This is a genomic window from Scytonema sp. HK-05 (assembly GCF_963872035.1).
Classification (GTDB): domain Bacteria; phylum Cyanobacteriota; class Cyanobacteriia; order Cyanobacteriales; family Nostocaceae; genus Kalymmatonema.
The window spans coordinates 38,414-57,166 of record NZ_CAWMYC010000116.1; the positions used below are offsets into that span (position 1 = coordinate 38,414).

Annotated in this window: 12 protein-coding genes and 2 pseudogenes; 9 read left to right on the forward strand and 5 right to left on the reverse strand. The window is 43.6% G+C overall.

Features of this window, described 5'->3' with window-relative positions; translation table 11 throughout:
• Positions 1–288 precede the first annotated feature (288 nt).
• The 6 genes and pseudogenes from AACT52_RS24110 to AACT52_RS24130 all read left to right on the forward strand — a co-directional run bounded on the left by AACT52_RS24110 (position 289) and on the right by AACT52_RS24130 (position 4,442).
• Positions 289–1,302: a DUF389 domain-containing protein gene (locus AACT52_RS24110; RefSeq protein ID WP_073633588.1), complete on the forward strand. Its 1,014-nt coding sequence runs from the start codon at positions 289–291 to the stop codon at positions 1,300–1,302.
• 362 nt (positions 1,303–1,664) lie between these two features.
• Positions 1,665–2,519 carry a transposase gene (locus AACT52_RS24115; RefSeq protein ID WP_233154059.1) on the forward strand — a complete coding sequence of 285 codons (855 nt, stop codon included), beginning with the start codon at positions 1,665–1,667 and terminating at the stop codon, positions 2,517–2,519.
• 70 nt (positions 2,520–2,589) lie between these two features.
• Positions 2,590–2,727, forward strand: coding sequence for a hypothetical protein (locus tag AACT52_RS41505; RefSeq protein WP_443216666.1), 138 nt, complete (start codon positions 2,590–2,592; stop codon positions 2,725–2,727).
• A 28-nt stretch (positions 2,728–2,755) separates the two neighbouring features.
• A pseudogene (locus tag AACT52_RS24120) lies at positions 2,756–3,235 on the forward strand (mechanosensitive ion channel family protein); the annotation flags it as partial.
• A gap of 41 nt (positions 3,236–3,276) precedes the next feature.
• Positions 3,277–3,714, forward strand: a pseudogene (iscB, locus tag AACT52_RS24125) (RNA-guided endonuclease IscB); the annotation flags it as partial.
• 182 nt (positions 3,715–3,896) lie between these two features.
• The gene (locus AACT52_RS24130) at positions 3,897–4,442 is read left to right on the forward strand and encodes a hypothetical protein (RefSeq protein WP_073633589.1); all 546 of its coding nucleotides are present in this window, start codon (positions 3,897–3,899) and stop codon (positions 4,440–4,442) included.
• A gap of 450 nt (positions 4,443–4,892) precedes the next feature.
• Here AACT52_RS24130 and AACT52_RS24135 read toward each other — a convergent pair whose 3' ends face one another.
• Positions 4,893–6,038 (reverse strand): extracellular solute-binding protein, encoded by a 1,146-nt coding sequence (locus AACT52_RS24135; protein ID WP_073633590.1) that lies wholly within the window; start codon positions 6,036–6,038, stop codon positions 4,893–4,895.
• Positions 6,039–6,819: 781 nt separating this feature from the next.
• On the opposite strand from AACT52_RS24135, the gene AACT52_RS24140 reads away from it, so the two are divergent.
• On the forward strand, positions 6,820–7,200 hold the full coding sequence (locus AACT52_RS24140; protein ID WP_073633591.1) for a hypothetical protein: 381 nt from the start codon (positions 6,820–6,822) through the stop codon (positions 7,198–7,200).
• Between the two features lie 200 nt (positions 7,201–7,400).
• Here AACT52_RS24140 and cobT read toward each other — a convergent pair whose 3' ends face one another.
• The 3 genes from cobT to AACT52_RS24155 form a co-directional block, all read right to left on the reverse strand.
• Entirely contained in the window at positions 7,401–8,645 is a 1,245-nt protein-coding gene (cobT, locus tag AACT52_RS24145) for a nicotinate mononucleotide-dependent phosphoribosyltransferase CobT (protein ID WP_073633592.1), read from the reverse strand.
• 107 nt (positions 8,646–8,752) lie between these two features.
• A complete protein-coding gene (locus AACT52_RS24150; protein WP_083630510.1) occupies positions 8,753–9,415 on the reverse strand; it encodes a DUF2232 domain-containing protein in 663 nt (220 codons plus the stop codon).
• Between the two features lie 103 nt (positions 9,416–9,518).
• Positions 9,519–10,217: a Crp/Fnr family transcriptional regulator gene (locus AACT52_RS24155; protein ID WP_073633594.1), complete on the reverse strand. Its 699-nt coding sequence runs from the start codon at positions 10,215–10,217 to the stop codon at positions 9,519–9,521.
• A gap of 842 nt (positions 10,218–11,059) precedes the next feature.
• Here AACT52_RS24155 and AACT52_RS24160 point away from each other — a divergent pair.
• Positions 11,060–15,511: a hypothetical protein gene (locus AACT52_RS24160; protein WP_073633595.1), complete on the forward strand. Its 4,452-nt coding sequence runs from the start codon at positions 11,060–11,062 to the stop codon at positions 15,509–15,511.
• A gap of 393 nt (positions 15,512–15,904) precedes the next feature.
• Here AACT52_RS24160 and AACT52_RS24165 read toward each other — a convergent pair whose 3' ends face one another.
• Complete coding sequence (locus AACT52_RS24165; protein ID WP_073633596.1) at positions 15,905–16,621, reverse strand: biliverdin-producing heme oxygenase; 717 nt, start codon at positions 16,619–16,621, stop codon at positions 15,905–15,907.
• 536 nt (positions 16,622–17,157) lie between these two features.
• Between AACT52_RS24165 and glmM the strand changes: the two genes are divergently transcribed.
• On the forward strand, positions 17,158–18,630 hold the full coding sequence (gene glmM / locus AACT52_RS24170) for a phosphoglucosamine mutase (RefSeq protein WP_073633597.1): 1,473 nt from the start codon (positions 17,158–17,160) through the stop codon (positions 18,628–18,630).
• Positions 18,631–18,753: the final 123 nt, after the last annotated feature.

Sequence of the window (18,753 nt, forward strand, 5' to 3'; positions counted from 1 at the left end):
TTTTTGACCTCTGATATCATGTCTGGGTAATCGCTTACGATAAAAGAAGTAAGAGACCATTTATAAGAGATACACTTGTCATAAATAAAACTGATAAATCGGAACATGTCGCGCCTAGTACAGAGGCGATCGCTTCCGAGCCGCCTATTGCCGAAGCCACCACCATAAAAATATTCTTGGCAAAATTCATCGTAAACAGTAACCAGACTAATTGTAGATGACACGATCTCTTGGGTGAAACTTAAATTAAATAGCTAATAGGCGTTAGCTATGAGCTTTATTAGGAGGATGGTCTTGGCAAGAAACATTCGAGACCGCTTCAAAAACTTTAGAAGTAATGGTGCTGAACCAAACCAACTCCACCAGCTACAAACAGAGTTGCTTGCAGAATCAACTTTAGACCTGTCATACCTGACATTGATAGTTGGCTCCTGTGTCATCGCCACCTTTGGTTTACTCTCCAACAGTACAGCTGTCATCATTGGAGCCATGATTGTTGCCCCGTTGATGCTGCCTATTCGGGGGTTAGCCTTTGGTGCTTTGCAAGGCAATGTCACTCTATTTCGTAAAGGAGTGATTGCCGTTGCGGTGGGAACACTGATAGCAGTAACAATTGCCTGCTGCCTGGGTTGGATTGTACGGATACCTAGCTATGGCAGTGAAGTGTTGGCACGTTCCGAACCAACACTGTTAGATTTAGGTATAGCCGTGGCGGCTGGTGGTATCAGTGCCTATGCGAAGATTGAACCGAAAATTTCTGGAAGTTTGGCGGGGACGGCAATTGCTGTTGCCTTGATGCCACCGATTTGCGTAATTGGTTTGGGATTGGCACAGGCTAACTGGTCACTTAGTTTGGGAGCAACTCTGCTTTACCTCACTAATCTACTAGGCATAGCCTTATCTTGTATGCTGACCTTTTTGGTAGCAGGTTACACTTCTCTAGCACGGGCGCGGAAACCCTTGGTTTGGACTTTAGCTTTGATGGCAATCCTGGTGATTCCTTTGGGCGTCAGCTTTGCCCGACTCGTGCGACAAGTGCAACTAGAAAGTAGTCTTCAACGGGCGCTGTTAAACAAAACTATCACCTTTCAACGCTTGCAGTTACTCGACAGTAATACTAACTGGCTAACAAATCCGCCCCAAGTGCGCCTGAGTGTGCGGGCTAAGGAACCAGTAACCCCTCGGCAAGTGCAGTTGTTGGAAGAATTTATTGAACGCGAGATGGGACAACCCTTCACCCTAATATTTGAAGTCGGTCAAGTGGAAGAAGTGCGGCGAGAAGAGGAAACCAATCGACCATAATTGGGGAACGAGTAACATCCGGCTTGAGCTGTGTTCCTAGCCACACAGCCAAAACTAACTACAGGTGGAGTTGAATCTCACGACTTTTTACCTAAAACAGCAAGAAGGCTCACGTCTCACCCGTTCGCGCAGCGTGCCGTTCGCGTAGCGTCTCCGCTACTGAGAAGGCATAGGAGAGCGTCAGATGAATTGCTTTGTGAGTTGACGACAGTTCCTCGAGGGCAGTTGCTCATGGGGGAAACCCCCAAGACCGCACTGCCTCACCAATGCGACAGCGAGGGAGAGGAAGAGTTCGGAAACGAACAATTGTTTGTATATCTGACTTAACTTTAAGTTTTTATTATCCTCAAAACGTAAAATTAATGCCAAAGGACTCTGTGATTAAGTTTCCGGGGTTATTGGGGATGGTTAAAGCCGTGTTTCACAGAGAACTACCCGACGGAAAATTCACAACTGTAACCATATCGAAAAATGCGGATGGTAGATATTATACTTCTATTCTGTTTAATCAAAAAGACAATCCAGTAGTTTCAGTTAATGAAGCTATTGGGGTTGACCTTGGCTTGAAGAATTTTGCTGTAACTTCTAATGGGTCAAAGTATGACCTTCCAAAGAAGCAGTTAGCAAACTTAGAAAAGAATAGAAAGCGCAAACAAAAGAAATTATCTAAAAAAACGGACAAGACCTCTAACAAACGTCGCAAAGCTAAACGTTTAGTGGCAAAATTCACGAGCATTATAGCTAGGCTTCGAGAAGATTTCCTACACAAGCTATCTCGCAAAATAGCATACGAAAACCAAGTGATTTGTGTAGAAGATTTGGCAGTTAAAAATATGGTGAAAAATCCCAATTTGGCAAAATCTATCAGCGATCAAGGATGGGGAATGTTTTTAACCATGTTGAAATACAAGGCTGAGAGATTTGGGCATACCTATCTTGAAATTGGTCGTTTTTTCCCATCTTCTCAACTTTGTAGTGAGACTCTACTACCAATGCCAATGCTTCAAAAAGGTTATGATTCATTAGGTGTCAGGTTTGTAGACTGTCCACACTGCCAGAAACAGCATGATAGAGACATTAATGCTGCCATAAATATTAGAAATGAAGGTTTGCGATTATGGGCGTTAGGAACTAGCGCTTCTGCCCACCGAGGGGATGTAAGACCAAAGACTTCTGGACGTAAAAAATCCACAAAAGACAGAGGCAATCCCCAATGAATTGGGAAGCCTACACCTACCCTCCAGGGGAACCCGTTAGGGCAGTGTAGGTAGTTCACTGCCCAATATCGTGCTGGCATTGATTGTTTTTGCAATTTTCTTCTTTGCTGCAACAGCCATAAGGAGACTAGTACCGCTGCGCGGAAGTCAAAAGTCAAAAGTCAAAAGTCAAAAGGCTGATTCTGTGGGCTTTTCGCGCTATGAGTGAATGGTAGCTTTATTTCCGCCGTCGTGTACTAGTCAGGCGTTTGACCGGCAATCCCCACCATGCTCGCAATCTGGGATTGGTACTGGGACGCTTGGCACAGGGTGCAACAATTTTGTTGGGTCTATTTGTTTCTCTGTCCATTGTGATTCCCACATTTCGGGCGGGCGATTTAGTGCAACTGCTAGGAATTAGCGGTGTGGCGATTGGCTTTGCTTTCCGCGACATTTTGCAAAACTTTTTAGCCGGCATTTTAATCCTGTTGACAGAACCATTCCAAATTGATGACCAGATAGTCTTTAAAAACTTTGAGGGAACTGTAGAAAGTATTCAGACACGAGCTACAACAATCAGAACCTACGATGGTCGCCGAATTGTGATTCCCAACTCTGAGTTGTTCACTAATTCTGTCACAGTAAACACCGCCTTTGAAAACCGCCGCTTGGAGTACGATATCGGCATCGGCTACGGAGACGACATCGACCAAGCCAAGCAGTTAATTCTGGAAGCCGCTCAAGAAAAACTAGATATCGTCAACCACGCTTTTCTAATCGTAGCCGTAGGCAAGGTTGGCTAGCTCCTTCTCTACTTCACCGCTTTCTTAGTATAGAAACTTGGGTCAAAAGACTTTGCAAATATTCACCCATCACAGAAATAGTGATGGAATTAGTGAAGTTCGATACCCAAAAAATGCAAGCAGAAACGATAGAAGGTGTACAGTATCAGCAAGGAACTCTCTGGGGTTATCAAGTTCGTGAGTATCTGTTAGAAAAATGGGGACGTTGCTGTGCTTACTGTAATTCTTCTGGTGTTCCACTTCAAATTGATCACATCAAACCAAAAAGTAAGGGAGGCAGCGATAGAATTTCAAACCTAACGTTGGCGTGTGAACGTTGCAATCTCGCCAAGGGAAATAAACCAGTTGAAGACTTTCTAAAAAAAGATTCTGCGCGACTAAGTACAGAATTTCACAAGTTCGTAACGAATTAATTTCAGAAAGGCTCTGCGTTACTCCCTTCGGGTATGCCTACGGCACGCCTGACGGCGAACACCAGTCGCCTGCTGTCGGGAAACCCTACCAAGAGCGCTGGTTCACTGCGTTGACTCCGCGTCCCTCTGGGTTTTAAAACGCTACGAATTAATGCAAAGCTGTACTAAGGAAGATAAGATCGATGGCGTTGCAGCCACTAAAAGATGCGGCAGCTGTCAACTCTACCCGATGGGCTTTATATAGTACTCTCAAAGCTCTTCTACCAATAAAAAGTTCCAGCGGAGCGCAAACTAAATACAATCGCCTTCGGTTTGGCTTAGTCAAGGAACATTGGATTGATGCTTCGTGTACGGGCGACTTGAACCACATTATCTTCAGCACTCAGCAACCATTACTCATCAAGGCGTCGGGTTGGGGAAAGCGTCAAATGGTTACAAAAAATAAGTACGGCTTTCCTGTGCTGAACAAGGAAGGCAATCAAGCACTCAAAACTCGCAGTCCTGTCCAATATGGCTTTAGGACGGGCGATATTGTTCGCGCTAACGTTCCCAAGGGCAAGCATCAAGGTGTTCATCTAGGGCGTGTTTCTGTCCGAGAAAGCGGTGCTTTTGATGTGACTACTCCATTAGGAAAATTGCAGTCTATTCGTCACAAGCATTGTCAGCCAATCCATCGCAAAGATGGTTACTCGTACAGTTTTCAGCCAATGTCCACTATTGTCCAGTAAAACGTTGTTTAGAGGCGTCGCGATCGCAACACGATGACAATGGCAAACTAGATTGAACGCACCCCAACTAAACTTGCGTTATGGTTGGGGATTCTTGCGCTACATAGCCATAAAACTACATAACGTTTCCGGGTGCATTGGCGTTCCCAATGAACCGTAGAAACTTTTGTCTACGTAAACCCCAGAAAAAAAGCAAAATCTGAAGTAGATAATTGCGCGGAAAAAATGGTAGTGCCGATACGAAAGTTCGTTTTGCCTTACCATTTTTATCTTATCATAATGTTGCTGCGCTTTTCTATAATATTTATTTCGCTAACCGCTTCCAATTGGGGATATTTTTTTAGTATTTTTAGCTGGGGACTGCGCTCAACATTCTACGTTCAAAAACTGCTAACGACGAAAAATGAGAATCGGGTATAGTGCATATCTACTATGTATAAGCCCTAACAATTACCCCTTTATTTTGGCCAATAAAGACTCATACTGATTAGCGACTGGTTGGGGTAGAGGAAGTAAAAATTCACTTTTCTCTAATACTTCAGAATTAACAAGTAACAAACTGCGTAATGATTCTTGGAAATCAGATGCAGCAATCTTTGTAGGAATCGGTGAATTCGTTTTGGTCAGTAAAGAAATTTGTTTAGCAATGCCAGGCTTTAAACAAAAATCTAACCATTCATATAACAAAGGTTGCCTGTCTTCACCAACAGGATTTACCCATACGTCTGACCAAAGTGCTGTTCCTGACTGGGGAACAACTGCCGCAAGTTGCGGGTAGCGCCCAATCACTGGTACTACATCGCTTGACCAACCAACTGCTAGCCAAGTATCGCCAATAATCAGAGGTTCCAAATACCGAGTAGAACCGTAAAATTTTACTTGTTGGTTTAATGAGTCCAGTTCCTTTTCCAAGTTTGGAATGTTTAAATTCTTTGTGTTATAAGATTTTCCCAGCTTTTTTAAAACTAGACCAATCACTTCTCGTGGTTGATTCAAAAGAGAAATGCGCCCTTGCAGTTCATTTCGCCACAAATCACTCCAATCTTTCGGTGTCCAACCCAATTCTTGGAACTTGTCTCGGCGATAAATCATCACCGTACTACCCCAACGGTAAGGAACAGCCCAAACTTTTCCTTGAGGATCAACTAGACCTTGGTCGTTGCGCGTCACCAATTCCTGCCATTGTTTGGGTAAAGCAGACCACTGTTTTATCTTTGCTACTTCTAGTGGTTGTATAAGTTTTTTCTCAATGGCTAAGTCTATCCAGTAATCTCCCAGTGTTACTAGGTCAGCTTTGGTGGCTTTTTCGGATTGGGCAAATGGTAAGACGCGACGCCATCCTTGCTCATCGTTGGTATTTGGTTTCTCCTGCAAGGACTGCAATTTTTGAAATAAATCCTGTAACTTCTCTACAGGAGCAAACTTTAACTCCACCTTTTGCTGCAAACCTTTGCTGAATTGATTAACCACCTGACCAGGGATAGAACCTTTCAACAGTTGCACGTTTAGTGTCGCCTGTTTGTTGCCACCACACCCAACAAGCAGTTGTGAAAGCGCTACAGTACCTATACCTAGCAAAAAAGAACGTCGCTCCATTGATTTTGACTTTTAGAGTGGAAAAGCGTGATTTAGTAGCAGTTTCACCAAATCCAAGTGTAGCAAGAATGAAGCCAAACGTTGTGATTGCTTCTATCTTTGGGTGTCTCTTTTGTGATTAGGTTTTAGTTCCTTGTTGGCTTAAGTTATATCTTTGATTTTTATTTTTAAAAAAATATTTAGTTTGGGTCAATACTAATGCAGCGGGCGTCGAAATAACAAAGGCACAAAAAAAGCCAAACGATTACTTAGTCCGAGTTTGTTGATGACTTGATTTAAAATTTTCTTTGTCAACTTGATACCAGTACAAATCATAAGTGAAATTTTACTTAAGTAATTATTCACAGAAACATTCCTGAGCGTTGAGTGCTTGGTATGTCATTTTTTGTTTTACAGTCTCCAGAGTCAAAGGCGTTCAGGAAAAGGTCTGACGCCGTAAATTTATTTGGCGAGAAAAAGAGCCTTTTTTTGTCTACTTTGCCAGTTTTATCCGTGGGATTTTACTTAGATATTCCTACAGGCACAAGGCTTTGCGCTTATTGTAACTCAGCATTGATGAAATATTAAGCACAAGTACTTATGAAAAATCATCTAAAAAATTAATTTTTTTAACACAAATGGTTTAGTAATACTTCTATAGAGTGTGTAGATATATTTCCAATTTCAGATTTAAGTATTGCATTTCAACAGAACATATCAAAAGTTAAAAAAATCATAAGTATAGTTAACCTTGCCAAGAGATTGAATACTATAGAGATATATAAACGGATGAGGGTATTAAATGGAGCCATTACAAAAGCAGGTCCTGACTTTGAGTCAAAAACTGGATGCCCTCTACGAGGTGATTGGGCAGCTTGATAGTAAAGTTTCTCGAGCTTTATCAGAAAGCTGCTTAGTAAAAACACAAGAGGCTAACGATAACTTAAGCGAAAGCAGTGACACAAGGCGTTATCAGTTAAAAGGACAGATAAGTTTCAATTCACAGCTTGAACATAAGGATGTCATCGCAGATGGCATGTATTTAGACACTAATCTTCAAGGCGGAGATAGACATTTAACCCCAGAAATTCAAATCCAACGGCTGACAGCGCAATTAACAGCCGCATACAATCGCATTGCTGCTTTGGAAGAGCAATTATTGCTAAAAAGAATTCACTCTTAAGCACAAAAACTCACAAAGGCGTCAAAACTCAGAATGGCTTTCTTACCATTTTTTTTATGAGTTGACTGTATGCTTGCTGACTTTACAAAAATTACACGGAAAACCCACCTCACGCGCGGGATGTAGATTAATCTGCAGATCTTAAAGGGGCTGTTATTAAGTAAAAAGAAAATTCTTTTAAAGCTTGAACCAAGCATATTCTACGCTTGGTTATATTCCGAATTGTAAGTTCGCAATTCGGAATTCTTTTGATATTGCTCTAATTGAGCTTCAATGGCTTCCAAAAGTTGATGTTGCTGCCAACCTCGGCTCAAATGAGCAGCTATACAAGCGCCTCCAGCGCCCACACCTTCTTTGACAAAACCCTGCTCATAAGCTCTAAGTTGGGGATAACGGGAATTAGTAAAACTCAGCCCTGTCGCTAGTAACGGCGGAGTCACTCCGTCAGGAGTAATGCTGCTGCTACCCACTAGCCGGGCTAATTCTATTGTGGCACCCGTTGGGTCTTCTGCTACCCAACGGGTTGTTCCTATGACGACTTCTTCTGCTCGCCAAGATAAGGTGTAAGCTTGAGCAATGGCACAGATCAGAGCATAAACGGCAAGCATTTGCGTTCCACCAGCAAGCAAAACGCCACAACTGCGACTCAGAGCGATCGCCATCCCAGCGACTACAACTTGCATGGGATCGCCTACTGCAGCCACGAGTTCGAGGGGATCATATGGGGGAGATGAGGAGGATGAGGAGGATGAGGGAGAAACTCCTAATTTTGAATTTTGAATTTTGAATTTTGAATTGATTTGTCCCCTCATTCTTTCCAGCCCAGCTTGCACGACCGCCCACTTTTGCTCGTGATTGCAAACGGGGTGACTGCTGTTGACTTTTCCTCCTGCTGGTATGCCTAAGCCAGTTAAAATTGCGAGGGCGGTTGTCGTTCCTCCTACGACACACTCGCTTAAAATGAAGTACCCGTTTTCGATTTTGCTACTTAGTTGTTCACCCCAAACCAGCCCTTGTTTGAACAAGTGGTCTACCGTTGCTAGTTCCATAGCAGCACCTTGACTCAAACACTGAGCGCTATAGCCACCTAAATCAATGGCTGGGACAGCAGGGGGCTGAGGTAAACCAGCATTGAATAAATAAACCGGAATATTTAGTGCCTCAACCACGGCGCGGGAAATCAGAACGGGGGAAGCCCCAGCCGCCAATGGTGGTAAAGGGTACTTCGGCTTATGTGCAGAACCGTAGTATAAAAATTCAGCATCCGCACAAGCCGTGTATTTCCTATCTTCTGGAGTGCGACCTGCTGCGGAAATTCCTGGAATCAAACCAGTTTCGGTAAATCCTAAAACACAGACAAATACGGGTAAAGTACCGCGATACTTAGCTGTCCATTCCTGAGCCTGTTCAGTCTGAGTATAAATGCGAATAAAGTCATTAGTCATTAGTCATTAGTCATTAGTCAACAATTATTCAAATAATGACAAATGACCGAAACAATTTTATTTTGAATTTCTCCTGAATGCGAATTTTGAATTCCCCTAAGCGGTGACTATTCTTCATAATCCATGATCACTTGCACCCAACGTGGAGGGCGAGGGATGGGGTTGCCTAGGCGATCCAACAGCAGCCATGCTGCTATATGTACCGTGAATAGGTAGATAAAGTTGTTGACAAGAATTAAGGCGATCGCCCCAACCTGAATAAAAAACACGCTGGGATTCGCCAAAATGCCCAGCCTAAGGAATATCCACTCGATAAAATCCGTCACCTGGTTAATGACGTAAATCCAAAGGTCTTCATTAGACAGCACCGACATCAACCACACCCGAAAAAAGACTCCTATGGTGCCTAACAACGCCCCCAAGGTGATGGAAACAATCCAAGGAACACGTCGATTCCATGTTGCTCCTAAAAGTACGCCCATGAAGGCAAAAGGCATGACAAACAGCACACTGCGGACTGGTCCCATCAGCACCGAAAGCAGCAAGCCGCATGTCACTGCTGCCATCCATGCCGCTCGTTTGCCCCAACGGAGGTACACTAGAGCGATCGGCACGGGGAAAAATATCCGTAACAGAGGTCCTAAAGGAAAGTAAAAATTAATAAACCAGATTAAGCTAGCGGTGCTAGCTAAAAACGCCGTTTCCACGATTCTCAACGGCGCTTCCAGTTTCATTGAGGTCTTGTTAAAGTCTTTTGTTTGCCTAACCATTCATTTACTCGGGGGTTAAAATCAGAAGAACACAGAACTCACTGATCAATTCACTGTTGACTGTTGACTGTACAGAGTTCTGAGTTCTTTGTTGAGAAGACTGTTAAACTATCATTCTTTCTAAGGCTGACAAATCGGGAATACAAATTACGTCCTGCTCCCGTTTAATCAAGCCTTTTTTTTCCAGCCTTGTCAATACTCGTGTGACTGTTTCTCGTGCCAGTCCACTCAAACTACTCAATTCCCGGTGAGGTAAATTGGGAATTTTGGTTCCCCCTTCCCCTTTCTTTCCCTGTCCCTCGGCTAAAAACAATAACGTGTCTGCTACCCGCGACTGACTGTCAGATTCCCTTAACCGCAATCGCCGATTTACTTGCCGTAACCGACGTGCCATCAGTTGCGCCAATCGGACTCCCGCCATTGGTTCTGTTTGAAGTAACTTGAGAAAATCTTGTGCTGGCATACTACCAATCACTGTGGAAGTCAGGGTAATGACATCGGTGGAACGAGGCACTTCATCAAGAGCTGCCATTTCACCAAACAATTCTCCCTTGCCGAGAATATTTAGTGTTACTTCTTTGCCTTCGAGGTTGTAAGTACGTATTTTTACCCACCCTTCTACAATAAAATATACGGAGCCCCCCCAGTCATTCTCCAACAAAATCACTTGATTAGCTGGGTGAGTGCGGCTTACTAAATGGGTAAGAGCCTGCTCTACAACGGTTTCTGGTAACCCTTGAAAAAACGGTGCTAAGTGCATCAGAGGATTGGTAGTTGCTTGTACGCTATACCGGTCTTCCATTACGAGATTTTTCTAATATAAGCTGCAATATACAAAAAAATAACAGTACCTTTATTAGCCTAAGCTATCAAAGTACAGCCACTAGAATCTAAAAATAGACTATGTTACACAATAAAGCGAGCCAAGCGTTTTTTATAAAAAGTATTAAGTTACAGCTTAAAATTTGGCTAAAGTTTTGCAACAAAGGGTGTACGGCTTGCAGTTCGGTGGTTGGGGAATAGCAGCAGTATCACTAACCCCTGCCCTACCGCTTGGGGCTTGTAAGAGACAAGTATAGCCGTGTGTGACTAGCAAGCGTGAGCCTAATTCTGGCACAGACTTCCGAATACTTCCCCAGAAAAAGTATTCTGTAGGGTGGGCAATGCTCAGCAAAACCCAGATATAACCCAGATATAGTAGGCATTGCCCACCCTAGGTGTATTTCTGACTCCTGACTCCTGAATTCTTCTTAGTAAAGATTACTACTTAAAACTATAAACCAATTAAATTAATAATACTCATAGTAATTAATTTTTGCTAATCTATAATTTTTACCTGTTTTCGGTAAGCCACGACCCGCTATTTCCTGCGGCAAAGACTGTCCACTCCTACGAAAAGCCGCCATGCATTATGTAGATCAAGGTTAATTGACAAATTTAATTGACAAATATAACAGTTCTTCTTTGGATGAAGTACAAGTTCGTAGTCATCGCTGTCTTCGATTAAAGAACTAGGGTGTATTGCACTCAATTGCAAATCGCCATAATATTGCTGGACGCCCACATGATGCATAACGAATAGTTGCAACCGTTGAAAAATTTCTATAATCACCTGACTTAAAGTTCTAGATAAGGTAAATTAACGTGACTTCTCGCGCAGCAGAAACTCAACAACTGATCGCAGATATTGACCGCTTAATAAGCAACAAGCGCCTGTCTAGGTTTCTCTCCACTCAAGCGTCAGAACCACGACAGGTTTTAGAACGAATTCGCGATTTCTTAGTCAGTTTATCGGAAAATGATGCCCAAACCCAGCCACAAGAATCGCCTCTGGTGGCAAAATTTGTTGAACACGGTTCTCACCAGTCCTTACCACAGCAGAATGAAAAGCAAGAGGAAGGTTCTTATGTTGTAGCGGGACAAGAAAGCAACCCATTGGCGGCAGTGCTTGCGCCTTTGCAAGAAGAAATAAAAACACTGTTGCAAGAACGGGCAAATCTTGTAGAGGAAATCAGGCAATTAGAACAAAAGCGACTACATAACTACTCTCTAGCACAGCAATTAGCGAATCAGGAGCAGATAATTTCAGAATTTTTGCAGGTTCTCAGCAGTCGTGTTGTGCCTAATTCAACACCACAACTTGCGGAAACTACAACAAGTTCTGAAATGCCGCAGTTTTTCAAAATTGATACTGCTCCTTCTTTGTTTCCAAGTCATGAGGATTATACAGAACCTGCAACCTCTGCGACTCCACCCGATCAAATGGAGCACTTATCAAGACTTGCTAGGGATCTGGATCAAAAGTTACTCGCTCTCGATGGAACTGTGAATGTTGTCTTTGAGGCATTACAGCGCAATATTCACACCTATGACGAGTCCTTGTCTCAAGCACTGGCAAGAATGCACAGCAAAGGAGTGCAAGGCGAACAGTTGTTAGCAAGCTTAATCAGTAATTTGACTTCTCAGTTGCAGCAACCAACTGTGATCAATCAACCATCAAAGGATCTAAAAGATGAAAGATCCGCAACAGAATCTCAGGAGTTAGGTTCAGAGTTAGCTGAATTTCAACAAGCAGAAGCTTCATCCTCACTCACGCAAAATCAACCTGTAAGCCTGGAAGCACAAGAGGAGGCTGCTAGTACATCTGATTTGGATGCAGTGTTTCAGCACAGGGAAGACGAGCAAAGCTTTATAGAAACTCCTACTAATACGAGTAGCATATACCAGCTGAGTTCCCCGTTAATTCGTGATGAAGTAGACCAACTTTACGCCAGTTTGTTTGGTGTTGAGGTAACAGATGCCACGGAGAACTTACCTGCATTAAGCAATAATGAAGTTATAAATATAAATGAGTTCTTTGAGCCAACAGTAACCCCATCTAAGACAGATGAGGTTACAGATGTAACGGATGTGGCAACAAATGAGGCTACTGATAGATTATCTGCGCCTGCCTCCACTGAGATCAATCAGTTATTTGAAGAGCCAACGATAACCCCACCTGCTGTAACAACGCATCAACAGACGGATGTCACAGATAAATTATCTGCGTCTGTCAACAATGAGATTATAAATTATATCACAGATGACTTATTTGAGGCAACACTAACCCCACCTGTGACAACAAATGAGGTTACAGTAACGGATGTGGCAACAGTAACCCCGCCTGCTGACACTCCACCAGCAACTGCGACTGATCAAGTGCCATCAGAGGGTTTTCTGTATGAGGTCACTTTTGAGGCACCGGAAGTGGCTACGCATGAAGTCACGGATGTTACGGATGAGTTATCTGTAGATGTCACAACTGCTTCTTCGGTGTCGAAGGTCTCTGAAACTTCACTAGACGTTGCAACAAATCAAGAAAAGCCAGTTATTGCTGCTGTTGAGCTTCCAGATCCTTGGTTGGAGGAACCCGAAGCAGGTCTTTTGGAAGCAAGTACCAATGACGCCAAAGATACAGAAAATCTTCCATTAGAACCCACAGAACAATCCTCCACATCTCAGGAAAATACGTTTGCAGAGTTACCGCCTGGAGGCGATCGCCCTCAGGTTGTTTCTTTGGCAAGCAGCAGTAGCTCAGTTAGTCCAGCAAGTGAAGATACAATTACAGTGCTGAGTGAGCTACTGCTTGCTATAAGTGAGGGCAAACAGTTGCTTGAAGTGCCATCTTCTGCTGAAGGACTAACCACAACTCCAGCGACTTCAGAAGTTGTAGAAACTCCCAGCCAGACAACTTCACGCGAAACTTCACAAGTCGATATTCAAAATCGTGATGGAGAGGAATCTTTAGACAACGACATTCCCGCTTCGCCACAGGAAAATTTGCTATTTCAAGAAGAACAATCTACAGAAATGCTTGATATTTCCTTGGAAGAAGCGCAGTTGCAGCAATTGGAACAAGATTTAGCGAGTTTTGATGGGGAAATCAATGCTCTGTTGCAGCCCTTAACTCAACCAGAAAATCTAGAAAATCCACCTGAGAGTTTATCTCCCTTACCACAGCAAGCAGAGACTGAGTCAGATCCAAGCACAACAGAAGCGCATGCGGCGGAAATTGAAAATAAAAGTATCGTCAAAGAAACAGTTGATGGTTCTTCTGTTTCAATTTCTCATTCAACCAACGATACAGACGTTCCACACGAACAAAATACTCCTAAATCTGTTTGGTATTTAGGAATTGATTTGGGGACAACTGGAATTTCTGCTGCTCTGTTAAATCGCTCCACAACAGAAGTGTATCCTCTTTATTGGTCAGCCGAAACGCAACCGGAAGCAACTTCTGTAAAAAGGTCGTTTCGTTTACCAGCAGAAGTTTATTTGCCAACGGCTTCTATGACTGCTGGGGAAATAGAAAGCAAAGAAGCACAAGAGCAAACAGCACCAGCGGCTGTGGCTGAAGAAAAAGTTTCTGAGGGTATACCGACTGATTCTACAGTACCTGAGTCGGCTGCAGTTCCAACGCAAAACTTATTTTCAGCGCAGTTGAAGCCTTATCTGCAAGTTGCTCTACCTTACAAGAGCGATCACCAAAAATGGGAACCAGTTTTGCAATTAAACGAATTTTCCACGGTTCCATTAGTTTGGGTTGTGCGATCGCTCTCAAAATTGCTGTTAACATTTACGTCGGATCGCAGTAGCACAACTTTGGGTTTAACTGCGGGTGCTGTTGGTCTAGACCAAGAAACTTTCCAAAGTATTATCAGCAATATTACAGGTGTCATTTGCACTTGTCCATCCAACTGGTCGGAACAATATCGCTTCAACATCCGCGAAGCATTACTCATCAGCAAATTAGTCCAGCATCCGCAACAAGTCTTTTTTGTGGAGGAAGGGATTGCTTGTTTGCTTTGCGAACTCGATGGTGCTGAAGGTGAAATCGTCAAAATCAGAGGTCGTCAAGGTTCTCGTCCTGCAAGAAGCAGCGATCGCCCTTTAGTTGGCAATACCCTCGTGATCAATATTGGTGCTGCTGCAACAGAAATGGCGCTGGTTGATTTGCCAGAAAATCTGGAAGACCTCAGCCACACTAATTTCATGCTCCACGGTTTTGCTTATGCTGGCAAGGGATTAGAGCAAGACATTATCTGTCAACTACTCTTCCCATCAAAATGGCGACAATCACGTATGCCTATGCAGGAAGATAACAAAACTGTTACCAGTAATCCTTCGCATTGGCAACCAGCAATTCCTGGTTTAGAACAGATGCGCTTTTCTAGTTTGGGGTTGGAAGAATTGAACCTGCCTCGACCTGGGGAAGCTGATATCATGGAGCGCATTCGCCTACAGCAGCGGTTGGAAAGTTCTCTTTTAGGAAAGGCAGTTATAGATTCAGCGATCGCCCTCAAGCTGATTTTGCAACATCAAGAATCTTTTACCTTAGAACTGGCAGATCAGCGATGGGTGTTGCAGAGACGAGACTTAGAAAGCCAGGTGTTTGTCCCATTTGTGCGCCGCCTTAATCGAGAACTCAACAAGTTACTGGTTGCTAAAGGCATACCCACAGAAGCAATCAATCAAGCTATCTTAACAGGCGGAGTTGCTTCCTTAGGGGCGGTGAGTCGTTGGCTGCGACAAAAACTGCCCAACGCCAAAATTATCCAAGATGTGTATCTCGGTGAAAATGGCTCTCCCTCTTGCAGTCGGGTTGCATATGGTTTGGCGGTACTCCCTCTGCATCCTCAGGTTGTAGAAGTCCCCAGACAACAGTACACCGACTATTTCCTGTTCACAGAATTGCTGCGAATCTTGCCAAGCAGAGCCATATCCTTTGGCGAAGTTATCGAGTTATTTGAGAATCGTGGCATTAACACGCGCAGTTGTCAACAACGCCTGCTGGCTTTTTTGGAAGGTGAGTTACCGCCTGGTTTAATCCCCACCAGCCTAGATGCCATCAGCCTCACCCAAGCTTCATCTGAAAATGCTGATTATAAGGCAATGAGCGCTGCACCACTTTTTGAAAAGCAAGGAAGTCTCACCTATCGCCCTAATGTCGAACAACTGCGAGCTGTTACTCGTTATCTTGATTGCTTAAAAGCGAGTATTCAGCAATCTCTAGAGGAACCTTATACGGTTAATTTCGCCTTGGGGGTTGTTGATTAAACTTTTGGCAGAAATTGATAAACACTTCAGACTTTGACATCTCCCGTCCTTTTTAAAGAGGGGATTCTACATTCAATACGGTTGGTTAGCTTGTTTATCTCAAGGGAGCTCCCCCCAACCCCCTTAAAAAAGGGGGGCTATTTTAGCCATTTACCCCCTTTTTAAGGGGGTCGCCGCAGGCGGGGGGATCTTATGCGAACCGTATTGATTCTACATTGATGAAGCTGTACTTTATTCGGGAACCGCTATACAAGTCTGGGGATGAGTTGAAAATGAGGAGATTCCTTGTGACTAGGGGCAACTTCCCCGCGACCCCCTTTCTACAAGGGTAATCCCAGGGACGCTGCCCCTAGCAATTGATAAAAATGTTGTGTTAATCGTATTGACTCAGCTTTACTCAGCAGTTGCGAGTTCCGTGCTACCACGTGTGCGACGCCTTGTGATACTGTTGTACACCATTACCCCAATGGCTTTAATGAGATTGCCTTCCAATTCTTGGAACATCTTCATGTTCATGCCAAAGGCAGCGTTTGCTTCATCGACAATGCGATCGCCTGTAGCATCATCTATTGGCAGTTCATCCAAAGCTTGACGGTATTTGACTTTAAACGCCTTTTCATCAGCAATATCATCAAATTCGTAAAAGGCGAGACCTTGTCCATCAGAAAGGTTCATCGCAGTTTGGGCAATGCCTTTGAGAATTTGCCCACCAGACAAATCTCCGAGGTATCGGGTATAGGAATGGGCAACTAACAGTTCGGGTTCTTTTTCAGACACTTCCCGAATCCGCTGTACGTATGCTGCCCCCGCTGGAGAGAGTTTGATTTCCTCTCGCCAGTTTACACCGTAGTAATAACTTAGGTCTTGCTCTAGGCTGTGCTTGCGGTGAAGTTCTACAAAATTAATTTTTGAAACAATCGGATGATTGCGGAGCTTTTCCATCTCCTCTTCCATCGCTGAATAGGCAAAGTAAAGGTTAGCCACCAGCTTCCGATAAGAGTTTTTTTCTACGACTCCTTTTAAAAAACACTTGACAAAACCTACATTTTCTGCCATTGTATGGGCTTTTTTCGTCCCTACACGTAATTTTGTTGCTAAATTACTGCTCATGCTAAATTGCTCGACTTTAAAAGGTCAACTGCTGGAGTTCTAATTTACGAACGGCTACAAAAGCCACTAAAACGTTACAGTAAAACCATTTGATGAGAATTTCTATTAATATTTTTTAAGTTTAGATGACCACATTGAGGACTAGGGACTGCTGGGCTTTGAATACAGATGTTTTGCAATGATTTCACAAGACAAGGCAGATCAGGGGGATGAGGGAGTGAGGGAGATGAGAGAGAGGCTTCTAATTTTGAAGTTTGAATTTTGAATTGATTTGTCCCCCTTGTCGCAAGTGGCGTACGACTGGCATTGCTGAGGCGAACTTGACAATTTACTTTAGTATAAATACTGATTTTACAATATCTTTACAAACGTTTGAAAAGACTTATAAGTAATTTTGCTGAAAGGATAGAAGAATCAGAGTAGGTTGTAGGAAGAAAAAATACCAAAATGTCCCGATTAAAAGGTAATCAGTAGGAATTGTTCAATAAAGTTTAAAGTGTTATTCTCCAGTTTAATTATGTGGAGCTTTTTTTATTATGGTTTCATATATAACTCCGACTCAAGGAAGCATTCCTGCGAGTTCTGATTCTGAAGTTAAGAAATTGGAAAAGAAGGTAAATGAAGCTAGTTTGGGGCTTAACTTGATATCGCTTCCAGCAACACCCCTATTTGGCACAGATGGTATTCGGGGACGAGTAGGAGAATTGCTGAGTGCGCCTTTGGCATTACAAGTGGGCTTTTGGGCAGGTACTGTTTTGCGTAGCCATGCTTCAAATCCAGGACCAGTTATCCTTGGACAAGACTCCAGAAACTCCAGCGATATGCTAGCGATGTCCTTGAGTGCAGGGTTAACAGCAGCAGGGTTAGAAGTTTGGTATTTAGGACTATGTCCTACTCCCTGCGTTGCATATCTCACCAGCGTCACCGACGCCATCGGCGGAGTGATGATTTCTGCTAGCCACAACCCGCCAGAAGACAACGGCATTAAAATTTTTGGCGCAAATGGGATGAAGCTATCCCAAGGGTTGCAAACAGAAATAGAGGCTGGACTGCGTGGTGTGGGTTCTGCTGACTGTAGTCATTGCGGACGGCATTACTCGCGCTTGGACTTAGTAGAAAATTATGTTGAGGCGTTGAAAAAACCCCTGCACGGTGCCATGAATTTTCAGGGCATGAAAATTGTTCTAGATTTGGCATGGGGAGCAGTCGTTGGTTTAGCACCATCCGTATTTACGGAGATGGGGGCAGAAGTCATCTGCTTGCATAACGAACCGGATGGCGATCGCATCAATGTCAACTGCGGTTCAACTTACCTAGAAATTCTACAAGCAACGGTACAAGAACACAATGCTGACTTGGGCTTTGCCTTTGATGGTGATGCCGACCGCGTTTTAGCTGTAGATAACACTGGAAGGCAAGTCAATGGAGATTATATCCTCTATTTGTGGGGACACAGCTTGCAACAAAAGCAAGAACTGCCCCATAATCTGATTGTTTCCACTGTCATGGCAAACTTAGGTTTGGAAAGGGCTTGGAAGCAAATCGGTGGTCAATTTATTCGCACAGCAGTAGGTGATCAGTACGTTCAGGCGGAAATGCTCTTAACTGGAGGAATGCTAGGCGGTGAACAATCTGGTCACATCCTTTGCCGTCACTATGGTATGACTGGAGATGGCTTGTTAACAGCCTTACATTTAGCAGCTTTGGTACAAAGGGCAGGTGTTCCTCTATCAGAAATGGTGGATCAAAGCTTTCAAACGTATCCGCAACTGTTGCGCAACGTGCGAGTCGAAGACAGATGCAAGCGTTTGGCATGGAAAGATTGCCAACCTTTGCAACAGGCGATCGCCCGCGCCGAAGCAGCAATGGGAGATTCTGGCAGAGTTTTAGTTCGTGCCTCCGGGACAGAACCACTCATCCGAGTTATGGTAGAAGCCGAAGCAGCCGAACTTGTTCATTACTGGACAAATGAATTAGTGACGCAAGTCCAGCAACACATAGCCGCTTAAAAATAATCCCTCATTAGATATATTTAACTAGTTAATTCTCACTTGCAGTCAAGAAACTCTGCAAGTCAATAACTCCAACAAGCCCGCCGACGCGGGCTTTGTTCTTGTATCGACATTCCAGCC

Bases quoted from the DNA above. Each gene is read 5' to 3' on its own strand.
- AACT52_RS24110 (WP_073633588.1), top strand. From the start codon at position 289: ATGGTCTTGGCAAGAAACATTCGAGACCGCTTCAAAAACTTTAGAAGT.
- AACT52_RS24115 (WP_233154059.1), top strand. From the start codon at position 1,665: ATGCCAAAGGACTCTGTGATTAAGTTTCCGGGGTTATTGGGGATGGTT.
- AACT52_RS24130 (WP_073633589.1), top strand. From the start codon at position 3,897: ATGGCGTTGCAGCCACTAAAAGATGCGGCAGCTGTCAACTCTACCCGA.
- AACT52_RS24135 (WP_073633590.1), bottom strand. From the start codon at position 6,038: ATGGAGCGACGTTCTTTTTTGCTAGGTATAGGTACTGTAGCGCTTTCA.
- AACT52_RS24140 (WP_073633591.1), top strand. From the start codon at position 6,820: ATGGAGCCATTACAAAAGCAGGTCCTGACTTTGAGTCAAAAACTGGAT.
- cobT (WP_073633592.1), bottom strand. From the start codon at position 8,645: ATGACTAATGACTTTATTCGCATTTATACTCAGACTGAACAGGCTCAG.
- AACT52_RS24150 (WP_083630510.1), bottom strand. From the start codon at position 9,415: ATGGTTAGGCAAACAAAAGACTTTAACAAGACCTCAATGAAACTGGAA.
- AACT52_RS24155 (WP_073633594.1), bottom strand. From the start codon at position 10,217: ATGGAAGACCGGTATAGCGTACAAGCAACTACCAATCCTCTGATGCAC.
- AACT52_RS24165 (WP_073633596.1), bottom strand. From the start codon at position 16,621: ATGAGCAGTAATTTAGCAACAAAATTACGTGTAGGGACGAAAAAAGCC.
- glmM (WP_073633597.1), top strand. From the start codon at position 17,158: ATGGTTTCATATATAACTCCGACTCAAGGAAGCATTCCTGCGAGTTCT.